Below are 23,875 nucleotides of genomic sequence, written 5' to 3'. Positions count from 1 at the left end.
TGATGCAATTTAGTAATATCAATAGCTTTTTTATAGTTTTGGTATTGCTGAAATATGACTTCGTTAGAGATTTTACAAAAATATTGGGGACACGCCGCTTTTAGACCTTTGCAAGAGGAAATTATTTGCTCCGTTTTGGAAGATAAGGATACTTTGGCGCTTTTACCTACGGGAGGAGGGAAGTCTATTTGCTTTCAAGTACCAGCACTAGTAAAAGAAGGTATTTGCATTGTGGTTTCGCCTTTAATTGCCTTGATGAAGGATCAGGTTGAAAATCTGAAACAAAAGGGAATTGAAGCCATTGCAATTTATGCGGGAATGGGAAAGCGCGAAATAGATATTTTGTTGGATAACTGCATTTATGGCAAGATAAAGTTTCTGTATTTATCGCCTGAGCGCTTGCTTTCGGAATTGGTACGCACGCGAATTTCCTACATGAATGTGAACTTAATTGCCATTGATGAGGCGCATTGTATTTCGCAATGGGGCTACGATTTTAGGCCGCCCTATTTGCAAATTTCGCAACTGCGCGAAATCTTACCCAAAGTACCCCTTTTAGCACTGACTGCCACAGCAACAGATATGGTTCGGGCAGATATCATCGAGAAATTAACACTAAAAAATCCAGAAATATTTGTTAAAAGTTTTGCGCGTGATAATTTAAGTTATGTTGTTTCTGCTGATGAAGATAAGTATGGGAAACTGCTGGATATTTGCCGAAATGTGAAAGGAACTGGATTGGTGTACGTCCGGAACCGACGTGAAACGGCTGAAGTATCCAATTTCATCAATCGCAACCAGATTAAAGCTGATTTTTACCACGCCGGTTTGGATAGGGACGTTCGTTTTACGAAGCAAGAGGAATGGAAGCAAAACAAAACGCGGATAATGGTCGCTACAAATGCCTTTGGAATGGGTATTGATAAATCCGATGTTCGGTTTGTGGTACATTTAGATTTACCCGAAAGTTTAGAAGCATATTATCAAGAAGCGGGTAGGGCCGGACGGGATGAAAAACGGAGTTATGCCGTACTATTGGCCAATCAGACGGATGTGGATACTCTAGAATCGCGTTATATTGACAGTTTTCCCTCAGCGGATGAGATTCGAAAAGTATATCATTATTTAGGTAATTATTTTCAATTGGCATTTGGTGCAGGCGAAGGTTTAACCTTTACTTTTGATGTGGCTGCTTTTTGTAAGCGATTTAATATCAATGTTTTGAAATGTTTGTCGGCTTTGAAATTTCTCGAACATGATGGATACATCACGCTGTCTGAAAGTGTCTTTATACCTTCTCGGGTGCTGTTTTTAGTTGGGAACGAAGATTTGTATCGCTTTCAGATTGAAAATAGAGCCTATGACAGTTTTATTAAAGTGATTGTACGCTCATATGCCGGTTTGTTTGATGGTTTTGTGAAAATTTCGGAAGCTGAAATCGCTAAACGATCGGGAATATCATTTCGCGATACGGTCAATATGCTGAAGAAATTGAATGATTTGGAATTGCTAACGTACTTGCCTAAAACGGATGAACCTCAACTACAATACATTCGTGCTCGTGTAGATATGGAGCACTTTGATGTGGATGTAAAATACCTGCAGCAAAGAAAGGAAATTATGCTGAAGCAGATTAACGCAACGGTGAAATACGTTTTAACCCCCAAATGCCGTAGTCAGCAGTTGTTGGCTTATTTTGACGAACAAAATGCGCCCAGTTGTGGTGTTTGCGATGTTTGCTTGGCGCAAATACGCAGTAAAAGAGCAGTTGAACTAAACGAACAAATTGAGTTTGAAACAATCACCTACTTAAAACAGACTGCTTTAGATTTAGCTGAACTCGTTGGCTCAATAAAAATTGGAAGTGAAAACCAACGTATTACCATCATTCGCGAATTATTAGATGCAGGAAAAATTAAAAGCGATGGAAAGAAATACTACATTTGAACATAGATAACGATAAATCATTTCCGTAACCATTTAAGAAGTTTTTAAACTCAATGATAGAAAAAGATAATAAAAAGGTTATTCGCTCTTGGGCGTTTTTTGACTGGGCAAATTCTGCCTACAACCTGGTTATCACCTCAACAATTTTTCCGGTTTACTATGCGGCCATTACAACAACCGAGGAACATGGCGATCGGGTAACATTCTTTGGAAAATCATTTATCAATACAGCTTTATCCAATTATGCACTTGCCGTGGCCTATTTAATTATGGTGCTTTTATTACCTGTGTTATCATTTTATGCCGATGCCCGCGGGAGAAAGAAGTTTTTTATGATGCTGTTTACCTACATCGGTTCTTTTGCTTGCATGGGATTGTATTTTTTTAAATTGGAAACCTTGGAATTGGGAATAATCTGTTTTGTTTTAGCCGCCATGGGATACGTAGGCGGGGTGATGTTTAATAATTCCTATTTGCCCATTATAGCGTCGGTCGAAAATCAAGATAGCGTAAGCGCCAAAGGCTTTTCATATGGCTATATTGGTAGTGTTATTTTGCAGCTAATTTGCTTCGTTTTTGTACTTAAACCCGAACTTTTTGGCATTGTAGATAAATCATTTCCAGCACGGTTATCCTTTTTGTTAGTCGGTATTTGGTGGTTTTTATTTGCCCAAATTCCATTTAAAGCACTGAAGAAAGATGAGCCAACGCTGACCCCAACAAATGCTGCAGGCATGTTAAAAAGTAGTTTTGGCGAATTTGCCAAAGTGTGGAAGGAATTAAAAGAAATGACTTTTTTAAAAACCTATTTAATGAGCTTTTTCTTTTATTCGATGGGCGTACAAACCATTATGTTGGCCGCTGCCGGATTTGGAGCCAAAGTTTTGCATTTAGAAGCATCTAAATTAATCATTGTAATTTTGCTCATTCAATTAGTTGCTATCTTGGGCGCTTGGTTGATGTCTGTATTGGCAAAGAAAATTGGAAATATTAACGTGTTATTGGTGGTCGTTTTTGTATGGATAGCTACTTGTGGCGCTGCCTATTTTATTACCAATGAATTTCAATTTTACGGCTTAGCCGTGGTGGTTGGCTTGATCATGGGCGGTATACAATCGTTATCCCGTTCTACGTATTCCAAGTTAATCCCAGAAGGAACAAAAGATACCGCTTCGTTTTTTAGTTTTTACGATGCAACAGAAAAATTATCCATTGTTTTAGGTTTATTTACCTTTGCCTTTATCGAAGAGCAAACTGAAAATATGCGTAATTCAATCATTGCGCTTGCTTCCTTTTTTATCGTGGGATTAATCTTTTTATTTGCATTGAAAAAAATTGGTCGTAAAGAAGCGCGTAATTTGTAATTTTGAATCTTTAAATTTTTGTTGATGAAAGTTGAATTGTTTGTTCCCTGTTTTGTAGACCAATTATATCCTGAAACTGCCTTTAATACCGTTAAATTATTAGAAAAATCGGGTTGCAAGGTAAGCTACAATTCAAAACAAACATGCTGCGGTCAGCCGGCTTACAATGCGGGTTACTGGGACGAAGCCAAAGAGGTGGGAACCAAGTTTTTAAACGATTATAGCGAAAACACGTATGTAGTGGCGCCATCGGCCTCTTGTGTAGGCATGGTGAAAGCGGGCTACAATGATTTGTTTACGAATACCATGGTGCACAATAAATGCCGTTCGTTGCAACAACATATTTTTGAACTGTCAGATTTTTTGGTAAATGTGCTGAAAAAGGATTATTTCGGTGCGGAGCTAGAAGGAAAGGCTGTTTATCACGATGCTTGCAGTGCTTTGCGCGAGTGTAAAATTAAAGAAGAACCGCGTTTATTGCTTTCAAAAGTACATGGTTTAGAATTGCTGGAAATGAAAGATACCGATATGTGCTGTGGTTTTGGCGGTACTTTTGCGGTTAAGTTTGATGGTATTTCATCGGCCATGGCGCAGCAAAAGGTAAATCATGCCTTGGATCAAAAAGCAGATTACATTATTTCTACCGATTTATCGTGTTTGCTGCATTTGCAAGGATATATCGACAAAAATAATTTGCCCATTAAAACCATGCACATTGCCGATGTGTTGTGCAATGGCTGGCTAGAAAGTACAGAGTACTAATTGCGAAAAATTTTCATGTAAAAAAGAGATTACAATGTGCTTTCTTGCGCAGTTTAAGCAGGTGTTTAACATTTTTTAACATGCTTTTTGGGTAATCTTAATAACTTTGCTTTAAACCATATTAAAGCTTTCGACTCAAACAACAAAAGAACAAAACATGAAAAAGATATTCCTTTCTTTATTAAGTGTTATTGCACTGGCTACAGCTGCAGATGCACAAAAGAAAACTTCAGGCGCAATTCAGTTCGAAAATACCATTGATCCTGCCACAATGGCTTCAGCAAGTGGTATGCAGCTGAACGATGCTATGAAAGCACGTATGCCTTCAGCCAGTAAATCAAATTATGAATTATTATTCACGGCAACCAATGCCAGTTACATGCCTGTTGAGGAAATGGAAGATAGTAACGGTGGTGGCGGAGGTGGTGGCGGCTTTGGTCGTATGATGATGCGATTTGGTGGAGGAAGTCGCGAATATTATTATACGTTTGCTGATAAGAGTGTAGCGCAAGTATTTGATGTAAGCGATACTACGTATTACATTCCAACGAAATTAAACCTTTCTGCTACGAGTATGTTGCCTAATTTTAGAATGGGTGGTAGTCGTCAAGATAGTAGCAAAACACCACAAACACCTCCTCCTGCACCGAAAATTGAGGTTGTTGAAACGACGAACACCAAAAAAATTATTGGTTTTGATTGCAAGGAAGTAATTGTAAAATCGACTCGCTCGATGAAAATTTTAGACATGGATAAGGATGTTACAGAAGAAACGCATCTTTGGTATACTACTGATTTAGGTTTCGATTTTTCGCCGAATCCAAATTTATGGACAAAAGGCGCCGTATTGGCCATCGAGGGAAGAGGAAACAGTGTAGTAGCTACCAGTATGGAGTACCGTGGAGTAAGTGCAAAGGATGTAACCGCACCTAAAAAAGCAACTTTAATTACAGAAGAAGCCTACAGAGCAAAAATGGAAGCGCAAATGAAACGCATTAGAAGCAGGATGGGTAACGGAGGCTCAGGCGGAGGCATTCAAATTAGAACATTTGGTAATTAAATCCACATACAAGAGATAAGCCTGGTTAGCAATAATCAGGCTTTTTTTTGCTTCCAGATTAAAATAATATTCTTTTTGCTAGATTAATTCAAGATAGTCGAAAAATATTTATCCAATTACCGACTTCCCGAAATGTTTTTGCTATTTTTGTAAAAGAAGGAAAAATCACGTAGTAAGTGATTATTTGAATTATTAATTAAGCTTTAAATCATAGTTGTAGATGATTAACATTACTTTACCTGACGGTTCTGTACGTCAGTACGAAAAGGGCACATCAGCCCATCAAATTGCCTTGTCAATTTCAGAGGGTTTAGCCCGTAACGTTTTAGCAGCCGAAGTAAACGGAGAGGTTTGGGATTCAAGCCGTCCAATCGAAGGCGATGCCAGCGTTAAATTATTAACCTGGAACGATGCTGCCGGAAAATCAACTTTTTGGCATTCTTCTGCGCATTTAATGGCCGAAGCCTTAGAAGCACTATATCCGGGAACAAAATTTGGCATTGGCCCAGCTATTGAAACAGGATTCTACTACGATGTAGATTTCGGAGATCAGGAATTTTCTTCTGACGATTTTAAAGCCATTGAAACCAAAATGGTGGAACTGGCTAAACAAAAAGAAGCATTTGCTCGTAAAAGCGTTAGCAAAGCAGATGCAATTAGCTATTTTACCGAAAAAGGTGATGAGTACAAACTAGACCTGATTGATGGGTTAGAAGATGGAAAAATCACATTTTATACACAAGGTTCATTTACCGATTTATGCCGTGGACCTCACATTCCGAATACAGGCTTTATTAAAGCTGTAAAATTGATGAATGTAGCGGGTGCATATTGGCGTGGTGATGAAACCAAAAAACAATTAACCCGTATTTATGGGGTAACTTTCCCAAAAGCCAGCGAGTTGACTGAGTATTTAGCCATGATTGAAGAAGCTAAAAAACGCGATCACCGTAAGCTAGGGAAAGAACTGGAATTGTTCGCTTTTTCTGAAAAAGTTGGTATGGGGCTACCTTTATGGTTGCCAAAAGGAACTGCTTTGCGCGAGCGATTGGTGAATTTCTTAACTAAAGCACAAGCAAAAGCTGGATATGAGCAAGTAGTTACACCGCATATCGGTCACAAGAATTTATACGTTACATCAGGACACTGGGAGAAATATGGAAAAGATTCTTTTCAGCCGATTAAAACGCCGCAAGAAGGAGAGGAGTTCTTCTTAAAACCGATGAACTGTCCGCACCATTGCGAAATTTATAAAACCAAACCGCGTTCGTATAAAGATTTACCGGTACGTTTTGCCGAGTTTGGAACCGTATATCGTTACGAACAAAGTGGCGAATTGCATGGGTTAACACGTGTACGCGGGTTTACTCAGGATGATGCGCACTTATTCTGTATGCCAGAGCAAGTAAAGGATGAGTTTAAAAAGGTAATTGATTTGGTGTTGTATGTGTTTAAATCGTTAGGATTTGATAACTACACTGCTCAAGTATCTTTACGTGACCCTGAAAATAAAGCGAAGTACATCGGTTCAGATGAAAATTGGTTGCTTTCAGAAAATGCCATCATTGAAGCAGCAGCTGAAAAAGGACTCAATACGGTTGTAGAATACGGAGAAGCAGCATTTTATGGGCCTAAGTTGGATTTCATGGTGAAAGATGCTTTAGGTAGAAAATGGCAGTTGGGTACCATCCAAGTGGATTATAATTTACCTGAACGTTTTGAGTTGGAATATACTGGAAGTGATAATCAAAAACATCGTCCAGTAATGATTCACCGTGCACCATTCGGTTCATTAGAAAGGTTTATTGCTGTTTTGATTGAACATTGCGCCGGAAACTTCCCATTATGGTTAAGTCCAGAGCAGTTTATTATCCTTCCTATTTCAGAAAAATATGAAGAATATTCAAAAAAAGTTTTAGATACGCTAAATAATTCCGATATTCGCGGACTTATTGACTTCCGTGATGAGAAAATTGGTCGCAAGATTCGCGATGCGGAAGTTAAAAAGATACCTTACATGCTTATAATCGGGGATAAGGAGATGGCAGAAGGAAGAGTTTCGGTACGTAAGCATGGAGAGGGAGATGTAGGAAACATGACGTTGGAGGAATTCAGCGCTTTATTAGTAAAAGAAATAACAGTTTAATTAAAAGATACAAATTTGGCATTAGGAAGACCAGGATTTAACAGGGGACCACGTCCACCTTTTAAGAAAAAAGAAGCAGAACATAACATTAATCAGCACATTAAATCGCCAGAAGTGCGTTTGGCTGGCGATAATGTTGAACAAGGGATTTATCCTTTGGCAAAAGCTTTGGCACTTGCTGATGAGCTAGAATTAGATTTGGTAGAGATTTCTCCAAATGCAGTGCCTCCGGTTTGTAGAATTATTGATTATAGCAAGTTTGTTTACGAGCAAAAGAAAAAGCAGAAAGAGATTAAAGCAAACGCTAAGCAAACAGTTATTAAGGAGATTCGTTTCGGTCCTAACACGAACGATCACGATTTCCAATTTAAATTGAAACATGCAATAAGCTTTTTGGAGAACGGTGAGAAAGTTAGAGCTTATGTACATTTCAAAGGAAGAGCAATTGTATATAAAGAACAAGGCGAAATTTTATTGTTAAAATTTGCGCAAGCGTTAGAAGAGGTGGGCAAGGTAGAATTATTACCGAAGTTAGAAGGAAAACGGATGTTCTTAACAGTAGCTCCGAAAGTAGTAAAAAAATAAAAATAGGTTTATAAATTAAAAAACAGGTTATGCCAAAAATGAAAACCAATTCCAGTGCTAAAAAGCGTTTTTCGCTTACTGGAACAGGTAAAATCAAAAGAAACAATGCATACAAAAGTCACATCTTAACAAAGATGAGCACAAAACGTAAACGCGCCCTTGGAAATGCAAGCATGGTAACAGATGCAGATATGGGTAACGTTAAACGTATGCTTTGTATCGGAAAGTAATTTATTAATTCACCAGGTATCAGGCTTTAAAGATTCCATAAGGAACGCCGCTTACCAAAAAACAACAACAACATGCCACGTTCGGTAAACGCAGTAGCTTCGAGAAGAAGAAGAAAGAAAATCCTTAATTTAGCTAAAGGCTATTGGGGTGCAAGAAGTAAAGTTTATACTGTTGCTAAAAACACGGTTGAAAAAGGTTTGCAATATGCATATCGTGACCGTAAAGTTAAGAAAAGAGAATTCCGCGGTTTGTGGATTCAACGTATTAACGCAGGTGCGCGTCAACACGGTATTTCTTACTCTCAGTTAATCGGTAAACTAGCTTCTAAAGAAATCGGTTTAAATCGTAAAGTATTGGCTGATTTAGCAATGAATCATCCAGAAGCTTTCAAAGCTGTAATTGATGCAGTAAAATAGAAATTTTCGCTTAGGCGATAATCATATTTTAAAAAAGTCCTGGCACAATGCCAGGACTTTTTTTTATGTGTAAGCTTAGTATAAGCCAAGCTCAGCTAAACAAGCAAATTGTGCTCCATCATGTGCTGACTTAGCGATAATTTTAAAATACTGAAAGGTTTGCGCAGAAGGGAAGTTGAAGTATTGAATTCCCGAGTTATTTGCCGCCACAAAATCTCCTTGCGTACTGAAATTGATACCATCGTTACTCGTTAGTATTTCAAAATCTTTAACAGATCGGCTTAAACTGCTTCTTTGAAGTAAACTTAAACCGTTGGCCGTGATAGCACTTGTACCAACTTTAATAACCACTGAATGCGGATAGCTAGCAGCTGATGTTCTCCAGCGTGAGTGCCAAACGGTGGTTGCGTTTCCGTCAATCAAGCTAGTTGCTTTCCCATCGGTACTTTCTTGCGAACTAAATGAATCAATCGACCAGTTCGCTTTGCTCAGTTCTATTTTTGTAGAAAAAGTGAGCACGGGTAAACCGCCAGAGAAAGTATAATTGTAAATTTGTTGCGTAACAGTACCATTATCATGAACGAATTTTACTTTTAATTGGTATAGCATGCCATTACCCTTTTCCACTAGATCGGCAATAGGCATGGCTACATAGAAACTATCGGTTCCTATTTTTTTCGACTCCCAAGTAATGGCATTGTAATCCGTATTTCCACCAGTTCCCTCGTTGTTTACATTGGGGTCGTTGTAGTATAAAATGCTGTTAACATTTCCCGTTGATGTGAATTTTCCAGATAATATAATCGAAGCAGATGATGCATCGTAATTGGCAAATATCTTGGTGATATTGGTAGTTACAGCACCGTAAAATGTATTCGTGTTGTTGTTAAATACTTGGTTCGCATTTAAAATAGCTGCATCAGCTGCCGTTAAAAAAGTAGGACTCTTTCCTAAGGTTCCATTCCCAGCCCACATCAACGCCATTCCTAAAGTGCTGTTTTCTGATACTTTTTGTCTGTTGTGTGGTAAATTTAAACCATGTCCCAGTTCATGTACCATTCCGCCAAACCACACGCTAAAACGATTGCCAACGGCATCTGTTCTTCCCATGTTAGCAATATCCATTTCTTCATAGTCTAGTGCATAGCACCATTTTCCTGTTCCATAGAATGGGCCACCACTTGGTGATCCGTTGGTACCAATAGAGTAACGTGGAAGGATAATTAAATAATGATCACTGGTTTTTTCTGTGGGATGGCTGGCAAAATAAGCATTTACTTCGCTGGCTACAGCCCCACTGCCTCCTGAATAGGGATAGCTGCTTTTTGGTAAAGCCCCCATAATAGTGATAATCTTTACTTTTCCAGTTCCATCATTATCTAAACCAAACGTTTTATTGGAATATCCATTTCGAGTCATTTCTTGTTTTACCCAATCTTGGCTCCAAAGCAAAAGATCGCTTAATCGTTGCTTATAGCCTGGTACACTATCGACATCGCTTGGTATAAAATAGACGACATTCACATTTCGGGTGTGTGTAATGATGCTATCGCCGGTTGTGAGAGTTTCTAAGGTTGAACTGTTTTCAGATAGGGCCAAAGAGTCTTGCAACATATCTGCCTTTTGGCATGATGAAGCAAAGAGCAAACAAGCGGCGACAAGGCCTGTTAAAATTAGATTGTTTTTTTTCATAAAAAATTAAGGTTAGGGTTGTTTTTTGGTGTTATTTATGGTATTGTGTTTAGTTCTGATTAATCATCTAATTCACAATCATGCTGTATTGATAGCATAATTTTTCCAACGGAATATTTTATAAATAGGCATTTACAAGCAAAAGACGCCACTTGTAAAGGTTAAGTTCTAGCCTTATTCTAACGTTTAAGTTACTAGATGAGAATAAAAACAACGCGTTAAACTCAACGCAAACGTTTGCTTTCTGAAAGTGTGTAAACACTTTTTTTTTGCGGATAAAGCCTAATAAGGGTGATTTGTTTTTTATGGAGTATGGGTATAGTTGAATACGTTCTTTTTTTTTAGAACAAACGTTTGATAAGCTATTTAAATTGCTTTAATTATAATGAAGAAAAGGTTATTTTTTTTAAGTGTAGCATTCTTTAGACTAAATTTTCGGATATTTGCCTGCGTCTAGCTATCTTTTTTATTCGTACCTTTTTTTGGCGCTAAATTGGATAAATTGGTTGAGTAAAAGCACGAAGCACCAAGTTTGCATGTCAGCCCGTCTGACGCAAACCTAGCTTGCGAGCTCACCGTAGGTAAACCCGTGTTATGTGTTCGGGCATTTAGTCAAGCGATTTAATCATTTTATAGTTTGTCAATTTTATTCCTTTTCTATTCACAGTTTGTTCTCTTAAAACACTAAAGCCATTTTTTTCAAAAAACAATCTTGCAGTTTTGCTTACGTCAGAAGTCAATCTCATTTGTTTTAGCCGTCTTGCTTCGGTTGTAATGTCGTCAAGTAGTCGTTGTGCAATTCCTTGTCGTTGGTGATCTTTGTGAACATACAAAAGGTCAATGTAATTTCCGTTGTCAAGTGTCGCAAAGCCAACAATTCTGTCTGCGTGTTGAGCAACTAAAACAAATTGCTTTGTCATTATTTCGCCCCAACGTTGCTTGTTATCAACGCCCGAAGTCCACACTTCGATTTGTTGTTCGTCATAGTCAGCGGTGCAAATGGTCTTTACTGTTTCCACAAACAATTTTTGTAGTTCTGTCAAGTCGTTTGTTTGCCCTTGTCTAACTGTGAAATGCTGTTTATTCAATTTGTCAATGCTTTTATTGCTTCCGATTGAGAGCCAACAAAATTGATTTGTTTTCCTTTATTACTTTCGAAAATGAAGTCATTTAAGCTCTTACTTTTAAATTTTGAAAAATCCCCAACAATTATCAAAGGCATTTTATATTGCGCGAATTTTTGAAGTATATCTCCTGCGATTTTAGTTTTTAAATCAAAAAAGTCGGGGGTAATGTTCTTTTCGTGAATAATGATTTTATCAAACCCTTGATAGTACAGGTTACCCAATAATTCTAATCCGTCTTCGGTGGTTCTTAAAATAATTTCGTCCGTAATAATTTCGGCTATTTTTATGTCGTTTATATTGTGAGTTTCAATTTTCATTTAGTCTGATTACTGTCGTTTTGTGATTGTAGTTGCTTGATACATAACGTTTTGCTGGTTTAAGTTGAGCCTAAATTTTCTTACACCAACCCCCACAGTACTAAGGTAAATAAATGGCCTCAAATTTTTGTGTTCGCACTTTGCCCAAGGCTTAACTTGAACCTGTTGTTATAGCCAGTTTGTTAGACCCACATCTTTCTTATATACAACACAGAAAGCTTCCTCAGCTTCTCCATAGAGCTTTTCAAAACCATCTAGTTCATCTAAATATTTAATCAATTTTTGGTTAGTCAACGTATTTTCCGATTTTAATTTATTTAATGCCAAAGGAAAGTTGTCGCGATTCGGATTTGGTGTATGGAGATATAGGGCATCACTAGCGCTGTCGTTATCGAGTATTGTCGCCCAAATTTGATAGTCAGTTTTTAGTTCCGGGGCTTTTTGTTTAAGTAATTCGAAATGTCTGAAAAGTTTGTCGAGGTGTGGCTTTCGTTTGTCAAAACTATGATTGCCATAACCAAACCAGTCGAAATGAGTATGCCATAGGTCAAACCAAGCAAATTTTTGGTCGATAAAATTTAATCCAGACCAATCGTCAACTTTTGATGCAAGGTTTTTGTAGTAGCGCTTAAGTCCTCTATGCTTTTTAAGCCCGTTCATTTACTTTATTTCCAAATCTATTTCCAACGCAGCAACCCAATTATTAAACAGTTTTTTTTCTATTTCGATCACTTCTGCCGCATGTTCTTCCCAGTTAGGAGCAAAGCCAACCAATTGATTAATCATTTCCTCTAAATGCCCTTCTTCTTCTAGGATAATCGATTTCACATTCACTTTGCTTTTGGCTTCGTCAAGTGCAGCTTGATAGATTGGATATAATTCATCGGCACGAACTTCGATAGCATATGTTACAAATAAGTAGGCTGCAAATTTCAAATCGTACCCACTTAAGCTAAAAGTAGTTTTTAAATATCTACATACTTCAATATCAAGGGCATGTAAATAATATTTGGTATAATTAGGAGACAGTAATTCTGCGTTTGTATACGTTTTACAGCCTTGCTCATCTACTTTAGCAATTTGCTTTTTTAAGTAATATGCGTGACGATGTTCTTCCGCTGCATGTTTCAAGATGATCAGGTTTACGTTTTCTTTATGCTCTGATGCTGATATCTTTTTTGCACCTGCATTTTCCATGTAAGATAGTGTGTTTAACCACTTGGCATGCAGTGTATTATTTTTAATGATTGTTTTTAGAATTGAATCTAGCATGTTGTCTTTTACGGGCTATAATCTACATTTATATTTCTCTATTCAAATCCCAACTTTCCAAGTAATCGGCTACTCTACGCACAAACATGCCTCCCAGAGAACCGTCTACCACGCGATGATCGTACGATAGAGAAAGAAACATCATATGACGGATGGCAATCACATCACCGTGTTCGGTTTCCAATACAGCTGGTTTTTTCTTAATGGCACCTACCGCTAAAATGGCTACTTGCGGTTGATTTATAATAGGAGTACCCATAATGTTACCAAATGACCCTACATTGGTTAATGTAAAAGTACCGTTTTGGGTTTCATCAGGTTTTAACTTACTATTTCTTGCTCTTGAAGCCAAATCGTTTACACTTTTGGTTAAGCCTACCAGATTTAATTGATCGGCATTTTTAATAACGGGAACAATTAGGTTTCCACTTGGCAGGGCAGCAGCCATTCCAATGTTGATATCACGTTTTTTGATGATTTGTGTGCCATTTACAGAAACGTTAACCATTGGGAAGTCTTTTATTGCTTTTGCTACCGCTTCAATAAACATAGGCGTGAAGGTTATTTTCTCGTTTTCACGTTTTTCGAAACTGCTTTTTACTTTGTTTCGCCATAGTACCAAGTTGGTAACATCGGCTTCTACAAAAGAGGTAACATGTGGAGAGGTTGCTTTGCTCATGACCATGTGATCAGCAATTAGCTTACGCATTCTATCCATTTCGATTATCTCATCTCCACCACTTACACTTGATGAAACTGTTTTTGCTGGTGCCTCTTTTTCAGGGCTAGCAACTGGTTCAGCTACTTTATTTTCAACTATTGGCGTGGAAACGCTTGTTGGAGCAGTGGTTGTGTTTCCTTTTGTACTGATATAATTTAATAAATCATCTTTGGTTAAACGGCCATCGGCTCCTGAACCTTGAATAGTATCGAGTTCTGCTGATGAAATGTTTTCTTGTGTGGCAATGCTTTTTACCAATGGAGAGTAGAAACGATTACTAGCAGAGAAATCTGCCGTCACCATAACAGGTGTTTCGGGCAATTGTGCGATGCCGGGCACTTGAATCGCCTCAATTTCGCTAGTTTCTTCTACTACAGGAGTTGATATTGTTGTGTTGTCACCAGCAGTTTCAATAAGGGCAATAACATCGCCTACTTGCGCTACTTGATCTTCCTGAAAGAATTGTTTTACCAATTTTCCTGCTACAGGTGAGGGTACTTCAGAATCTACTTTATCGGTAGCAATTTCTAAAATGGTATCGTCTAACTCAATTGAGTCGCCTACTTGTTTTACCCATTTAATTACAGTTGCCTCTGCAACACTTTCACCCATTTTTGGTAACAATAATTCGTATTGAGCCATATTAAATTACAGTATTTTATATTGGTAATGCCGCAAAAATACGGATTTTATTTGTTGCCATGTGCTTCTTTAATCAGTTTTAGCAAAAGAGTAAGGGCGGCAACGGCTGTTCGTTCTATGTTTTGTGTTCTTTTATTGCTGAGCGTAAGTAATTTAGCGATTGTTTTGTCTTTTGAAGAAATTGCAATCCAAATGGTCCCGACAGGTTTTTCCGGAGTGCCTCCATCTGGGCCGGCAATTCCGCTCGTTGCAATAGCATAATCTGTTTTAAAATGTGCTAATGCACCTTGCGCCATTTCAGTCACAGTTTGTTCACTCACAGCTCCAAATGCCTGTAAAGTGGATTCTTTTACGCCTAAAATTGATTGTTTCAAGGTATTAGAATAACTAATTGCCCCACCATAATACACTTGCGAACTTCCTGCATGTTGGGTGAGTTGCTGCCCAATGTATCCTCCTGTACAACTTTCAGCGGTAGAAAGTGTCAATCCAGAAGCCGCCATTTTTCTTAAAATAGCAAGTTCAAGCGGTATATCTTCATCCGTTACAACATAATCCTCCACCTGAGCAACAATCTGATTGGCAAATTGCGTTACCTCATCTATCAAGGTGTTTTCATCATCGCCTGTGGCGGATAAGCGTAAACGAACTTGACCCAATTTGGGTAGATAGGCCAATTTGATGTGTTCGGGTAAAGCATTTTCGATAGATTCAATCTCCTTTGCCAAAAAGGATTCGCCGATTCCAGCTGTTAAAATATTTTTATGATAAATAGAAGGTAGGGTAAAGCGTTTGCTTAGTTTTGGAAGGATTTCTTCTTCCATCAAATACATCATCTCAAAAGGAACGCCGGGCATGGAAACAAAAATTTTTGCTTCATGCTCAAACCACATGCAAGGTGCGGTTCCCATTTTGTTTAAAATAACTTCACAACCTTCCGGAACATCGGCTTGTTGCTTGTTTATTTCGAGTAGGGGGCGGTTGAATTTTGCAAAGATGTTGCTAACAATTTCTAAGGTGGCTTCATCTCTGCGAAAACCCATGTTGAAATATTTCGCTAAGGTATGCTTGGTTATATCATCTTTTGTGGGACCTAATCCTCCCGTAATTAAAATAATATCAGCACGTGTAGATGCCAGTTGCAATGCTTCGGTAATATGTTCGGCACTATCGGAAACGGATGAAATTTGCTTAACGGTGATGCCAATTAAATTTAATTGTTGCGCCATCCAGGCCGAATTGGTATCAACAATTTGTCCAATTAATATTTCATCGCCTATGGTAATAATTTCGGCTAACATCATGTTTTTAATAAGTGTTGTAAAAACCTTGTCTTTTGCTCAGTTTTAAATCTTGTAGAATAGAAGCTTTAACTTTTAAGGTTACGTTGTAACTTTTGTAAGCACCGAAAGGAACCCAGTTTACGCTCATGTCCCAGCAATGCAAATCGCGGTAAATACCCAAGTTCATTGGAGTTAAGCCGTTGTTTTCAAAGTCGTAACCAGAGCTAAAGGTTACTTTCCATTTAGGTGTTAAATTTAAATCGCCGTTAAAATTTAGGGTATTACTGATGCGGCTTGTACCTAAATCATTGCTGTATTGAAAGCTGTATGAGAAAGAGAAATTCCATGGAATGTTAAAGTCGACAAAAGCATTTGGATCGCGACTTATGGCCGCTAATTTACTAGCGTCCAAATCTGATAATCCATCTTTTCCTGCGCCTAGTTTGTCATTTGTTTCATTTTTTCGCCTCAATGCATCTGGATTTAAACTGTAATCGAAAGAAAAACCAAAAGAGGTCAATCTAGGTGCTTTACCATTTTTCCAAGTATACGTGTTGGTTCTATAAACAGTATTGGTTAAACTGTCTATACCAAGCGCATAGGGATCGAAATTTCCATTGTAATTAAGCCCCAATTTATCGGTGAATTGGGAGCGACCGCTAAATGAGATGTTCGATAATTTATGTGTTGTAGCTAAAAAGTTATAGGATCCATTTAAGCTTAGTCCTTGAATAATTGGGATTTTGCGCTCACCTGAACCTGTGGTATCTTTCTTATCTCGCACCTTTAGCTCGACGGTATTGTCTACACCAAAGCCAATAGCCGCCGATTTAGCTCCAAATGAACCCAAATAAGCCATTCCTTCAAAAATGTTGTAGGTTAAAGGTTCCTTCGTGTAAGGATCTACAATAGGATTGCCATTTTGATCAATAGCTGCTAGGAAAGGCCCTGTGCCAGCCTTTGTAAAATCAGGTGAGTACGAAAATGACATGTTTGGTGTCATTACATGTCGCATGGCTTTAATTCGGCCTTCAGGATTGAAATCTCGTCGTCCGTATATTTTGGTCGATAAGCTGGTAGATAGATTATAACTTCCGCCACGTCTAAAGCCTGCAACTGTATCCAATCGTGAGGTATAGGTTCCGTCATCGAACGTGGTATATGTTTTACGAATGCTTTGGAAATTCCATACTTCGTTGTAGGTTCCTCCTAAACTAAAGTTTAAGTACTTAAAGGCCATAAATGACATCGAAATTGGAACGTTATGCTGGAAACCTGATTTTAGTTTACTCAAACCATTATCGCTGAACAACAAACTGTCGTATGTGTCAATACCGTTGCTTGCCTGCATGGCATAACCAATGTTGATTTTTTGATACCATTTTTGTTCACCCACACGTTTTTTAGAATCGAAAGGGCTAAAGGTGGGTACGTTAAAGGATGCATCGGGTAAACGAATCGCAATGGAGCGCGTGCTAAGTGTTTGATCAACACGGCCTGCCAACGAGTAATTTATCCCACTAGCAAAAGATTTTGAGTAACTCACACTACTAGCGGTTGAATTCGTAGATATTGCTTGAATATCATAAGAAGTCCCTGCTGCTGTATTTTTATAGTAACCGGATTGACCGCTGGATACCAAACTCACACTCGCAGAAAAGTTGGTTCCTGGGTTTGCATTAGCATTTTGGGTATGGTTCCAAGAAATACTAAAGTTTTTCCTTGGGTTTTTAAAGGCTTCAGTTCCTTCTAAACCGTTTTTAAAACTAGCGTATGAGATATTCAGGTTACCGTTGTATTTATAACGCTTAGTATAATTACTTAAAAGGCTGGTTTCATAGGATCCATTGGTATAAATAGATCCTAAGATTTTCGCATCCCAGTAATCGTTCAGGCCCAAGTAATATCCGCCTTGTTGCAAGAAGAAACCTCGCGTAGCGTCCTCGCCCGGGGTAGGAAGAATAACCCCGGATGTTCGTTTATTGGGTTTAGGGAAAAAAGCAAAAGGTAAACCCAGGAAGGTAGGAATGTCTTCAATTTTCATGTACACGGGGCCTGTTATGATTTGCTTTTCCGTAACAATACCCTTGGAAATTACTAAACCAAAATGGGGGTGAGGCAAATTACAGGTGCTATACATTACATTTTTTACGTGTAATTCATCGTCAATTTGCTTTTTACTTTGTCCGCCAGAAAAGTAGCCACCCTCTTGTTCAGAAAAAACACCATATATTTTTGCACGGGTTGTGCCGATGTTGTAAAAAATAGAATCGGCAATGACCGTTCCTTCGGAACCAGATTTAAAAATAGGTCGTCCAGAATACCTTTTTGTTTTAGGATCGATAAGTCCTTTGGCAAAAACAGTGTTCTTTTTTTTATCGAATAGAATATAATCTGCATCCAATTGAAAGTCTCCAAAAATTACACGGGCATTTTTTTGCAGTTCAACTAAATCTGAATCTGCTTTAAATTTAATAAAATCAGCTCGAGATTCCACTTTTGCTTGGATATCGCTATTGCTTTTAGCCTTTTTTTTAGCTGTATCAATTTTGGTGGTATCCTTTTTAGCTGAATCTAATTGGATGATTTGCTGGTATAAAATAGCAGGTATTACATTCGCTTTACTAACACCATGCGTTAGTAAAATGACAGAAAATAGTAAAATAGAGCTCTTAAGAAGTTTCAAATTCGTATTTGAATGTTATTTTTGCACTAATGTTTAATCAAAAACGTTCAAAATTAGTGAAAAATATAGCATTGATGTATCTTAAAACAATTTTTACCCTTTTTATTTCTTTTTTAATCTTTAATGTGCTTGATAATGAGGCTTTTGGGCAGGACTATAAAATTAAAACAATTGTTATAGATGCTGGTCATGGGGGTAAGGATGGAGCCACACACGGCGTTTATTCGAAGGAAAAGGACGTTGCGTTAAAAACGGCTCTTAATCTTGGAAAAGCCATAAAAGATAGTTTGCCCGACATAAAAATTATTTATACGCGCGAAACAGATGTATTTATTCCACTCTACGAAAGAATTAATATCGCAAACAATGCGAAAGCAGATTTGTTTATTTCTATCCACTTAAATGATATGCCGGTTCGAACAGTTAAAAATCTTAGCTATTATAAAAAAGTGAAAGGAAAGAAAGTTCCGGTATATACCTATTCAAAAGTAAAAAGTACTTCTACGCGAGGTACCGAAACATTTGTTTCAGGAACAGGACGTTTAGATGAGCAAGATGAGGTGATAAAGCGCGAGAATGCTTCTATGTTTTTAGAGGATAATTATCAAAAAAATTATGAGGGATTCATTGCCAATACGCCTGAAAATGACATCATGCTTTCTTTAATGAAACAAACCAACCGCGAACGTAGTTTAAAATTTGCATCCTTTTTGCAACAAGAATATGTAAATGCCGGACGCGTTAACAGGGGTGTACAAGAAAAAAGTTTAGCCGTTTTAGCGCGTGCCGCTATGCCTGCCGTGTTAACGGAGATAGGTTTTGTAAGTAATCCGGATGAGGAAGATTATATGAATTCGCTTGAAGGACAAAATGAAATTGTTTCCGGCATTATTAAAGCAATTAAAAACTATAAGAGAATAGCCGAATCAACTTTTTAAATTATATGAAGAAAACACTCCTTTTATCCCTTTCGATTGCTTTTTTTTTATTAATCAACCAGGCTTTTGCCCAAAAATACACGGTAAAGACGGTTGTAATTGATGCGGGGCATGGCGGAAGAAAACCGGGGGCTGCAGGTAAGTTTTCGAAAGAGAAAGATGTAGCTTTAAAAGTTGCTTTAAAATTAGGCAAACGCTTAGAAGAAGATATGCCACAGGTCAAAGTAATTTTTACCCGTAAAACGGATGTGGATGTTGATTTATACCGTAGGGCGGAAATCGCCAACGATGCGAATGCCGATTTATTTATATCCATTCACTGCAACTCCATGCCGCCCGGAAATAAAAACATTAAAGGAGTGGAAACATTAGTCGCAGGTACGCATCGTTTAAATGAACAAGATGCAGCTATTCGTGAAAATGCCGATATAAAGCTGGAAAAGAATTATAAAAGCAAATACGATGGATACGATCCGAACGATCCGAGTACATTTATTCTTTTATCGTTATTAAAGAATGCGTTTCGCGATAAAAGCATTAAATTTGCCAAATTAGTACAAAATAATTATGTACAACAGTACAACCGATCAACGAGAGGTGTGAAAGAGCAAGGGCTTTTGGTGCTGCAAAGATGCGGAATGCCTGCCGTTTTAACGGAGATTGGTTTTATCTCCAATACCGAAGAAGAAAAATATATTAATTCGGATAAAGGGCAGAAGGAGGTAGTAGATGCTATTTTTTTAGCAATCGCCAGCTATAAAAAAATGGTGGATGTTAAATAATTGGCATAATAGATGATAATTGTTTACCTTAATAAGACAATTTAACAAATAAAAATACGGATGCTTGCACCGTGAAAATAACGCTTAAACAAGAAGATGTTTTACAGCACTGCTTGTGGCCAAATAAATAACATTACACATGAAAATTAAGAACGAAACGAAGGTAGGCATACTAGCAGCATTCGCCATTGCAGTGCTCATAATTGGATATAATTTTTTAAAAGGAAATTCCATTTTTTCGTCGGAAACTAAATTGTACGCCAAATATATTCGGGTGGATGGTTTAACGGTCTCAAAACCGGTATTAATCAACGGATTTCAAATAGGGCGTGTATCCAAATTAGAATTGCAGCCAGATGGAATAATTTTGGCTACTTTGAACATTAAAAGTGAGTACGAAATTCCGGAGAACAGTATTGCCCGTTTAGAAGGTACAGACCTTTTAGGGAGTAAAGCCATCGTAATGGAATTGGGTAACTCGACTAAAATGGCAATTAGTAACGATACGCTAAATGCCAATGTTTCAAAAGGTTTAATGGAACAAGTTCAGCCTATTCAGAAAAAAGCGGAGCTGATTATTGGTAAAATGGATTCTATTTTATCAAGCGTAAACAATATTTTAAATCCGAATTTTCAGAAAAATATCGATCAAAGCTTTAACAGTATTGCTGGAACTTTAGCATCTTTAGAAAGTACTTCTAAGAAAGTAGATGGATTGGTAGGAACGGAAAGTGCGCGTATTGATGCGATTTTTAAAAACGTGGAAGGTATTACGGCTAATTTGAATAACAACAATGCAAAAATTACCGCCATTTTAGCAAACATTAATACGGTTACAGATAAATTTGCTGCTGCCAATTTTAAACAAACCATTGATAATGCAGATAAAGCAATTGCCGATTTACAAGCAACCATAAACGGAATTAAAACAGGTAAAGGTAGTTTAGGTTTATTACTGAACGATAGCCAGATGTACGATAACTTAAATAATGCTGCAAAAAATCTGGATAATTTAATGATCGATTTAAAAGCACACCCATCACGTTACGTTCATTTCTCGGTATTTGGTGGAGGAAGTAAGTTAAAAGACGAAAAATAAGTAACTTAGCAAAAAAAAGTTTGTCTGCGCTAAGCTTGATTCTATGGAAAAATAGATGTATCTTTGCAGGCAAATTAATTAATTATTAACTTTAATATTATTCAAGAATGTATTTAAGTTCTGAAAAGAAAGCCGAAATTTTTAAAAAACACGGCGAAGTAGAAACCAACACTGGTTCTGCAGAAGGTCAAGTAGCGTTATTCACATACCGTATTGCGCACTTAACTGAGCACTTAAAGAAAAACCGTAAAGATTTTTCAACTCAGTTAGCACTTCAAAAATTAGTAGGTAAACGCCGCGGTATTTTGGCTTACCTATACAAAAAAGATATTGAGCGCTATCGTGCTATCATCAAAGCTTTAGAGCTTCGTGATATCATTAAACACTAATAAGCGAATTTTATCAACAAAAAGCCATTCTTTAGAGAATGGCTTTTTATATTTAGTTGTTTTTTTTCTATTAAATTAGAAAAGATAGCCGTATTTAATCTTATCTTCGTTTGCAAAAACAAAAACATATATAAACAACGGTGTGTAGAAAGAGGAAAACACACCATAATTCTATTTAAATGAATGTAATAAAAAAATCGTTCGATTTGGGCGATGGCAGAATTGTAGAAATTGAAACAGGTAAATTGGCAAAACAAGCCGATGGTTCGGTAGTTGTAAAGATGGGTGATACCATGTTGTTAGCAACAGTAGTATCAACAGTAGGTGCGAAACCAGGTACCGATTTTTTACCGTTATCAGTTGATTATCAAGAAAAATATGCGGCTACTGGCCGTATTCCAGGTGGATTTTTACGTCGTGAAGCACGTTTATCAGATTACGAGGTATTAATCTCTCGTTTGGTAGATAGAGCCTTACGCCCAATGTTCCCTTCTGATTATCACTCAGATACGCAGGTAATGATTTCTTTAATCTCTGCAGATAAAAATATAATGCCAGACTGTTTAGCTGGTTTAGCTGCTTCAGCTGCTTTAGCAGTTTCAGATATTCCTTTTGATGGACCAATTTCTGAAGTACGTGTAGCTAAAATTGACGGTAACTTGGTTATCAATCCATACGCAAGCGATTTAGAGCGTGCAACGTTAGAATTCATGGTTGCGGGTTCTGCAAACGATATCGTGATGGTAGAAGGCGAGTGCGATGAAATTCAAGAGGAAGAAATGGTAGAAGCATTGAAATTTGCGCACGAGGCAATTAAAAAACAATGTGCTGTTCAACTTGAATTAACGGAAGCTACAGGTAAAACTGTAAAACGTACGTATAATCACGAAGATCACGACGATGAATTAAAAAGTAAAGTTTATGCTGATACATACGATAAAGTGTATGCGATTGCAAAGTCAGGTTCAACAAAAGACGAACGTTCTGCTGCTTTTACAGCGCTAATTACGGAGTTCTTAGAGGCTATGCCTGAAGATACTGCTGATTTAACCAAAGCTTTAGCAAAACACTATTACCACGATGTACAGTATGATGCTGTACGTAACTTATTGTTGAATGAAGGCATTCGTTTAGATGGTCGTTCAACAACACAAGTTCGTCCAATTTGGAGCGAGGTAGGATATTTACCAGCAGCACACGGTTCAGCTGTTTTTACACGTGGTGAAACACAATCTTTAACTACCGTAACATTAGGAAGTAAAGATGATGAGCAAATGATTGATGGTGCTTTCTTTAATGGATACCAAAAATTCTTATTGCACTATAATTTCCCAGGTTTCTCAACAGGTGAAGTAAGACCAAACAGAGGAGCAGGTCGTCGTGAGATTGGTCACGGTAACTTAGCACAACGTTCATTGAAAAAAGTATTGCCTCAAGGTGCTGAAAACCCTTACACAATCCGTGTGGTATCAGATATTTTAGAATCAAATGGTTCTTCTTCGATGGCAACTGTTTGTGCAGGTACATTAGCATTAATGGATGCAGGTATTAAAATCAAATCACCTGTGTCAGGAATTGCAATGGGGTTAATCACCGACGAGACTACCGGCAAATACGCTATCCTGTCAGATATTTTAGGAGATGAAGATCACTTAGGAGATATGGATTTTAAAGTAACAGGTACTGAAAACGGTATTGTTGCTTGTCAGATGGATTTAAAAATCAACGGTTTATCGTATGAAGTTTTAACAAAAGCTTTATTACAAGCGAAAGAAGGTCGTTTACACATCTTAGGTGAAATGAGTAAAACCATTAGCCAACCTAACGATGATTATAAACCACATGCACCACGTATTGTATCGTTGACAATTGATAAAGAATTTATTGGTGCAGTAATTGGTCCAGGCGGTAAAATTATTCAAGAAATGCAACGCGAAACGGGTGCTACTATTTCAATTGAAGAAGTAGATGGAAAAGGTATCGTAGAGATTTTCGCAGATAACAAAGCCTCAATTGATGCAGCTGTTACCCGTATTCGTAACATTGTAGCAAAACCAGAAATTGGCGAGATTTACCAAGGAAAAGTAAAATCAATTATGCCATTTGGTGCATTCGTTGAGATTATGCCAGGTAAAGATGGTTTATTACATATTTCTGAAATCTCATGGCAACGTTTAGAAACCATGGATGGTGTATTGAAAGAAGGCGATAAAATCGAGGTTAAATTATTAGACATCGATAAGCAAGGTAAAATGAAGCTTTCACGTAAAGTTTTATTACCTAAGCCAGAAAAACCTGCTGCGCCACAAGCGTAATTAAAGCAATTTTATTTTAGGCATTAGGCCTGATACAGAACCCTTTCAGTTTTTGCTGAAAGGGTTTTTTGCGTCTCGTGATGTATGTTTAAGTAGGAATT

General features: G+C 37.6%; 21 protein-coding genes. 13 read left to right on the top strand and 8 right to left on the bottom strand.

Annotated features, from left to right (window positions below; genetic code table 11):
* The first annotated feature begins 54 nt into the window (after positions 1-54).
* The 8 genes from ACJVDK_RS05635 (at position 55) to rplT (ending at position 8,511) form a co-directional block, all read left to right on the top strand.
* A complete protein-coding gene (locus tag ACJVDK_RS05635) occupies positions 55-1,947 on the top strand; it encodes a RecQ family ATP-dependent DNA helicase (protein WP_443939310.1) in 1,893 nt (630 codons plus the stop codon).
* A 53-nt stretch (positions 1,948-2,000) separates the two neighbouring features.
* Positions 2,001-3,311 (top strand): MFS transporter, encoded by a 1,311-nt coding sequence (locus ACJVDK_RS05630; protein WP_443939309.1) that lies wholly within the window; start codon positions 2,001-2,003, stop codon positions 3,309-3,311.
* Between the two features lie 24 nt (positions 3,312-3,335).
* On the top strand, positions 3,336-4,073 hold the full coding sequence (locus ACJVDK_RS05625) for a (Fe-S)-binding protein (RefSeq protein WP_443939308.1): 738 nt from the start codon (positions 3,336-3,338) through the stop codon (positions 4,071-4,073).
* A gap of 157 nt (positions 4,074-4,230) precedes the next feature.
* Positions 4,231-5,133 (top strand): hypothetical protein, encoded by a 903-nt coding sequence (locus tag ACJVDK_RS05620; RefSeq protein ID WP_443939307.1) that lies wholly within the window; start codon positions 4,231-4,233, stop codon positions 5,131-5,133.
* A gap of 220 nt (positions 5,134-5,353) precedes the next feature.
* Positions 5,354-7,279 carry a threonine--tRNA ligase gene (gene thrS / locus ACJVDK_RS05615; RefSeq protein WP_443939306.1) on the top strand — a complete coding sequence of 642 codons (1,926 nt, stop codon included), beginning with the start codon at positions 5,354-5,356 and terminating at the stop codon, positions 7,277-7,279.
* 15 nt (positions 7,280-7,294) lie between these two features.
* On the top strand, positions 7,295-7,864 hold the full coding sequence (gene infC / locus ACJVDK_RS05610; protein ID WP_443939305.1) for a translation initiation factor IF-3: 570 nt from the start codon (positions 7,295-7,297) through the stop codon (positions 7,862-7,864).
* A 29-nt stretch (positions 7,865-7,893) separates the two neighbouring features.
* Entirely contained in the window at positions 7,894-8,094 is a 201-nt protein-coding gene (gene rpmI, locus ACJVDK_RS05605) for a 50S ribosomal protein L35 (protein ID WP_056095711.1), read from the top strand.
* A 72-nt stretch (positions 8,095-8,166) separates the two neighbouring features.
* Entirely contained in the window at positions 8,167-8,511 is a 345-nt protein-coding gene (gene rplT, locus ACJVDK_RS05600) for a 50S ribosomal protein L20 (protein WP_025144714.1), read from the top strand.
* A gap of 75 nt (positions 8,512-8,586) precedes the next feature.
* Here rplT and ACJVDK_RS05595 read toward each other — a convergent pair whose 3' ends face one another.
* The 8 genes from ACJVDK_RS05595 to ACJVDK_RS05560 all read right to left on the bottom strand — a co-directional run bounded on the left by ACJVDK_RS05595 (position 8,587) and on the right by ACJVDK_RS05560 (position 18,251).
* Positions 8,587-10,203, bottom strand: a complete 1,617-nt coding sequence (locus tag ACJVDK_RS05595) for a discoidin domain-containing protein (RefSeq protein WP_443939304.1) — start codon at positions 10,201-10,203, stop codon at positions 8,587-8,589.
* Between the two features lie 608 nt (positions 10,204-10,811).
* A complete protein-coding gene (locus ACJVDK_RS05590) occupies positions 10,812-11,291 on the bottom strand; it encodes a GNAT family N-acetyltransferase (protein ID WP_443939303.1) in 480 nt (159 codons plus the stop codon).
* Positions 11,288-11,647 carry a DUF4180 domain-containing protein gene (locus ACJVDK_RS05585; RefSeq protein WP_443939302.1) on the bottom strand — a complete coding sequence of 120 codons (360 nt, stop codon included), beginning with the start codon at positions 11,645-11,647 and terminating at the stop codon, positions 11,288-11,290. Before ACJVDK_RS05585 ends, ACJVDK_RS05590 begins: the two co-directional genes overlap by 4 nt.
* Positions 11,648-11,815: 168 nt before the next feature.
* A complete protein-coding gene (locus ACJVDK_RS05580; RefSeq protein WP_443939301.1) occupies positions 11,816-12,307 on the bottom strand; it encodes a hypothetical protein in 492 nt (163 codons plus the stop codon).
* The gene (locus tag ACJVDK_RS05575; protein ID WP_443939300.1) at positions 12,308-12,919 is read right to left on the bottom strand and encodes a hypothetical protein; all 612 of its coding nucleotides are present in this window, start codon (positions 12,917-12,919) and stop codon (positions 12,308-12,310) included.
* Between the two features lie 28 nt (positions 12,920-12,947).
* Positions 12,948-14,282, bottom strand: a complete 1,335-nt coding sequence (locus tag ACJVDK_RS05570) for a dihydrolipoamide acetyltransferase family protein (protein ID WP_443939299.1) — start codon at positions 14,280-14,282, stop codon at positions 12,948-12,950.
* A 47-nt stretch (positions 14,283-14,329) separates the two neighbouring features.
* Positions 14,330-15,583 (bottom strand): competence/damage-inducible protein A, encoded by a 1,254-nt coding sequence (locus ACJVDK_RS05565; RefSeq protein ID WP_443940032.1) that lies wholly within the window; start codon positions 15,581-15,583, stop codon positions 14,330-14,332.
* Positions 15,584-15,590: 7 nt separating this feature from the next.
* Complete coding sequence (locus ACJVDK_RS05560; RefSeq protein ID WP_443939298.1) at positions 15,591-18,251, bottom strand: putative LPS assembly protein LptD; 2,661 nt, start codon at positions 18,249-18,251, stop codon at positions 15,591-15,593.
* A 74-nt stretch (positions 18,252-18,325) separates the two neighbouring features.
* Between ACJVDK_RS05560 and ACJVDK_RS05555 the strand changes: the two genes are divergently transcribed.
* From ACJVDK_RS05555 to pnp, 5 genes are all read left to right on the top strand, one after another.
* Positions 18,326-19,189, top strand: coding sequence for an N-acetylmuramoyl-L-alanine amidase family protein (locus tag ACJVDK_RS05555; protein WP_443939297.1), 864 nt, complete (start codon positions 18,326-18,328; stop codon positions 19,187-19,189).
* 5 nt (positions 19,190-19,194) lie between these two features.
* Positions 19,195-19,971 (top strand): N-acetylmuramoyl-L-alanine amidase family protein, encoded by a 777-nt coding sequence (locus tag ACJVDK_RS05550; RefSeq protein ID WP_443939296.1) that lies wholly within the window; start codon positions 19,195-19,197, stop codon positions 19,969-19,971.
* A gap of 139 nt (positions 19,972-20,110) precedes the next feature.
* The gene (locus tag ACJVDK_RS05545) at positions 20,111-21,070 is read left to right on the top strand and encodes an MlaD family protein (protein WP_443939295.1); all 960 of its coding nucleotides are present in this window, start codon (positions 20,111-20,113) and stop codon (positions 21,068-21,070) included.
* A 107-nt stretch (positions 21,071-21,177) separates the two neighbouring features.
* The gene (gene rpsO, locus ACJVDK_RS05540) at positions 21,178-21,459 is read left to right on the top strand and encodes a 30S ribosomal protein S15 (protein ID WP_443939294.1); all 282 of its coding nucleotides are present in this window, start codon (positions 21,178-21,180) and stop codon (positions 21,457-21,459) included.
* A 179-nt stretch (positions 21,460-21,638) separates the two neighbouring features.
* On the top strand, positions 21,639-23,774 hold the full coding sequence (gene pnp / locus ACJVDK_RS05535) for a polyribonucleotide nucleotidyltransferase (RefSeq protein ID WP_443939293.1): 2,136 nt from the start codon (positions 21,639-21,641) through the stop codon (positions 23,772-23,774).
* Positions 23,775-23,875: the final 101 nt, after the last annotated feature.

Origin of the sequence: Pedobacter paludisoli (assembly GCF_052344095.1) — a bacterium.
Lineage (GTDB): Bacteria > Bacteroidota > Bacteroidia > Sphingobacteriales > Sphingobacteriaceae > Pedobacter.
This window is presented reverse-complemented; position numbering and strand designations above follow the sequence as displayed.

Coding starts and splice junctions, on each gene's coding strand:
- ACJVDK_RS05545 (WP_443939295.1), top strand. CDS start 20,111: ATGAAAATTAAGAACGAAACGAAGGTAGGCATACTAGCAGCATTCGCC.
- ACJVDK_RS05595 (WP_443939304.1), bottom strand. CDS start 10,203: ATGAAAAAAAACAATCTAATTTTAACAGGCCTTGTCGCCGCTTGTTTG.
- ACJVDK_RS05635 (WP_443939310.1), top strand. CDS start 55: ATGACTTCGTTAGAGATTTTACAAAAATATTGGGGACACGCCGCTTTT.
- ACJVDK_RS05570 (WP_443939299.1), bottom strand. CDS start 14,282: ATGGCTCAATACGAATTATTGTTACCAAAAATGGGTGAAAGTGTTGCA.
- rplT (WP_025144714.1), top strand. CDS start 8,167: ATGCCACGTTCGGTAAACGCAGTAGCTTCGAGAAGAAGAAGAAAGAAA.
- ACJVDK_RS05625 (WP_443939308.1), top strand. CDS start 3,336: ATGAAAGTTGAATTGTTTGTTCCCTGTTTTGTAGACCAATTATATCCT.
- rpmI (WP_056095711.1), top strand. CDS start 7,894: ATGCCAAAAATGAAAACCAATTCCAGTGCTAAAAAGCGTTTTTCGCTT.
- pnp (WP_443939293.1), top strand. CDS start 21,639: ATGAATGTAATAAAAAAATCGTTCGATTTGGGCGATGGCAGAATTGTA.
- ACJVDK_RS05585 (WP_443939302.1), bottom strand. CDS start 11,647: ATGAAAATTGAAACTCACAATATAAACGACATAAAAATAGCCGAAATT.
- rpsO (WP_443939294.1), top strand. CDS start 21,178: ATGTATTTAAGTTCTGAAAAGAAAGCCGAAATTTTTAAAAAACACGGC.
- ACJVDK_RS05620 (WP_443939307.1), top strand. CDS start 4,231: ATGAAAAAGATATTCCTTTCTTTATTAAGTGTTATTGCACTGGCTACA.
- ACJVDK_RS05565 (WP_443940032.1), bottom strand. CDS start 15,583: ATGTTAGCCGAAATTATTACCATAGGCGATGAAATATTAATTGGACAA.
- ACJVDK_RS05555 (WP_443939297.1), top strand. CDS start 18,326: ATGTATCTTAAAACAATTTTTACCCTTTTTATTTCTTTTTTAATCTTT.
- ACJVDK_RS05630 (WP_443939309.1), top strand. CDS start 2,001: ATGATAGAAAAAGATAATAAAAAGGTTATTCGCTCTTGGGCGTTTTTT.
- ACJVDK_RS05550 (WP_443939296.1), top strand. CDS start 19,195: ATGAAGAAAACACTCCTTTTATCCCTTTCGATTGCTTTTTTTTTATTA.
- ACJVDK_RS05580 (WP_443939301.1), bottom strand. CDS start 12,307: ATGAACGGGCTTAAAAAGCATAGAGGACTTAAGCGCTACTACAAAAAC.
- ACJVDK_RS05575 (WP_443939300.1), bottom strand. CDS start 12,919: ATGCTAGATTCAATTCTAAAAACAATCATTAAAAATAATACACTGCAT.
- thrS (WP_443939306.1), top strand. CDS start 5,354: ATGATTAACATTACTTTACCTGACGGTTCTGTACGTCAGTACGAAAAG.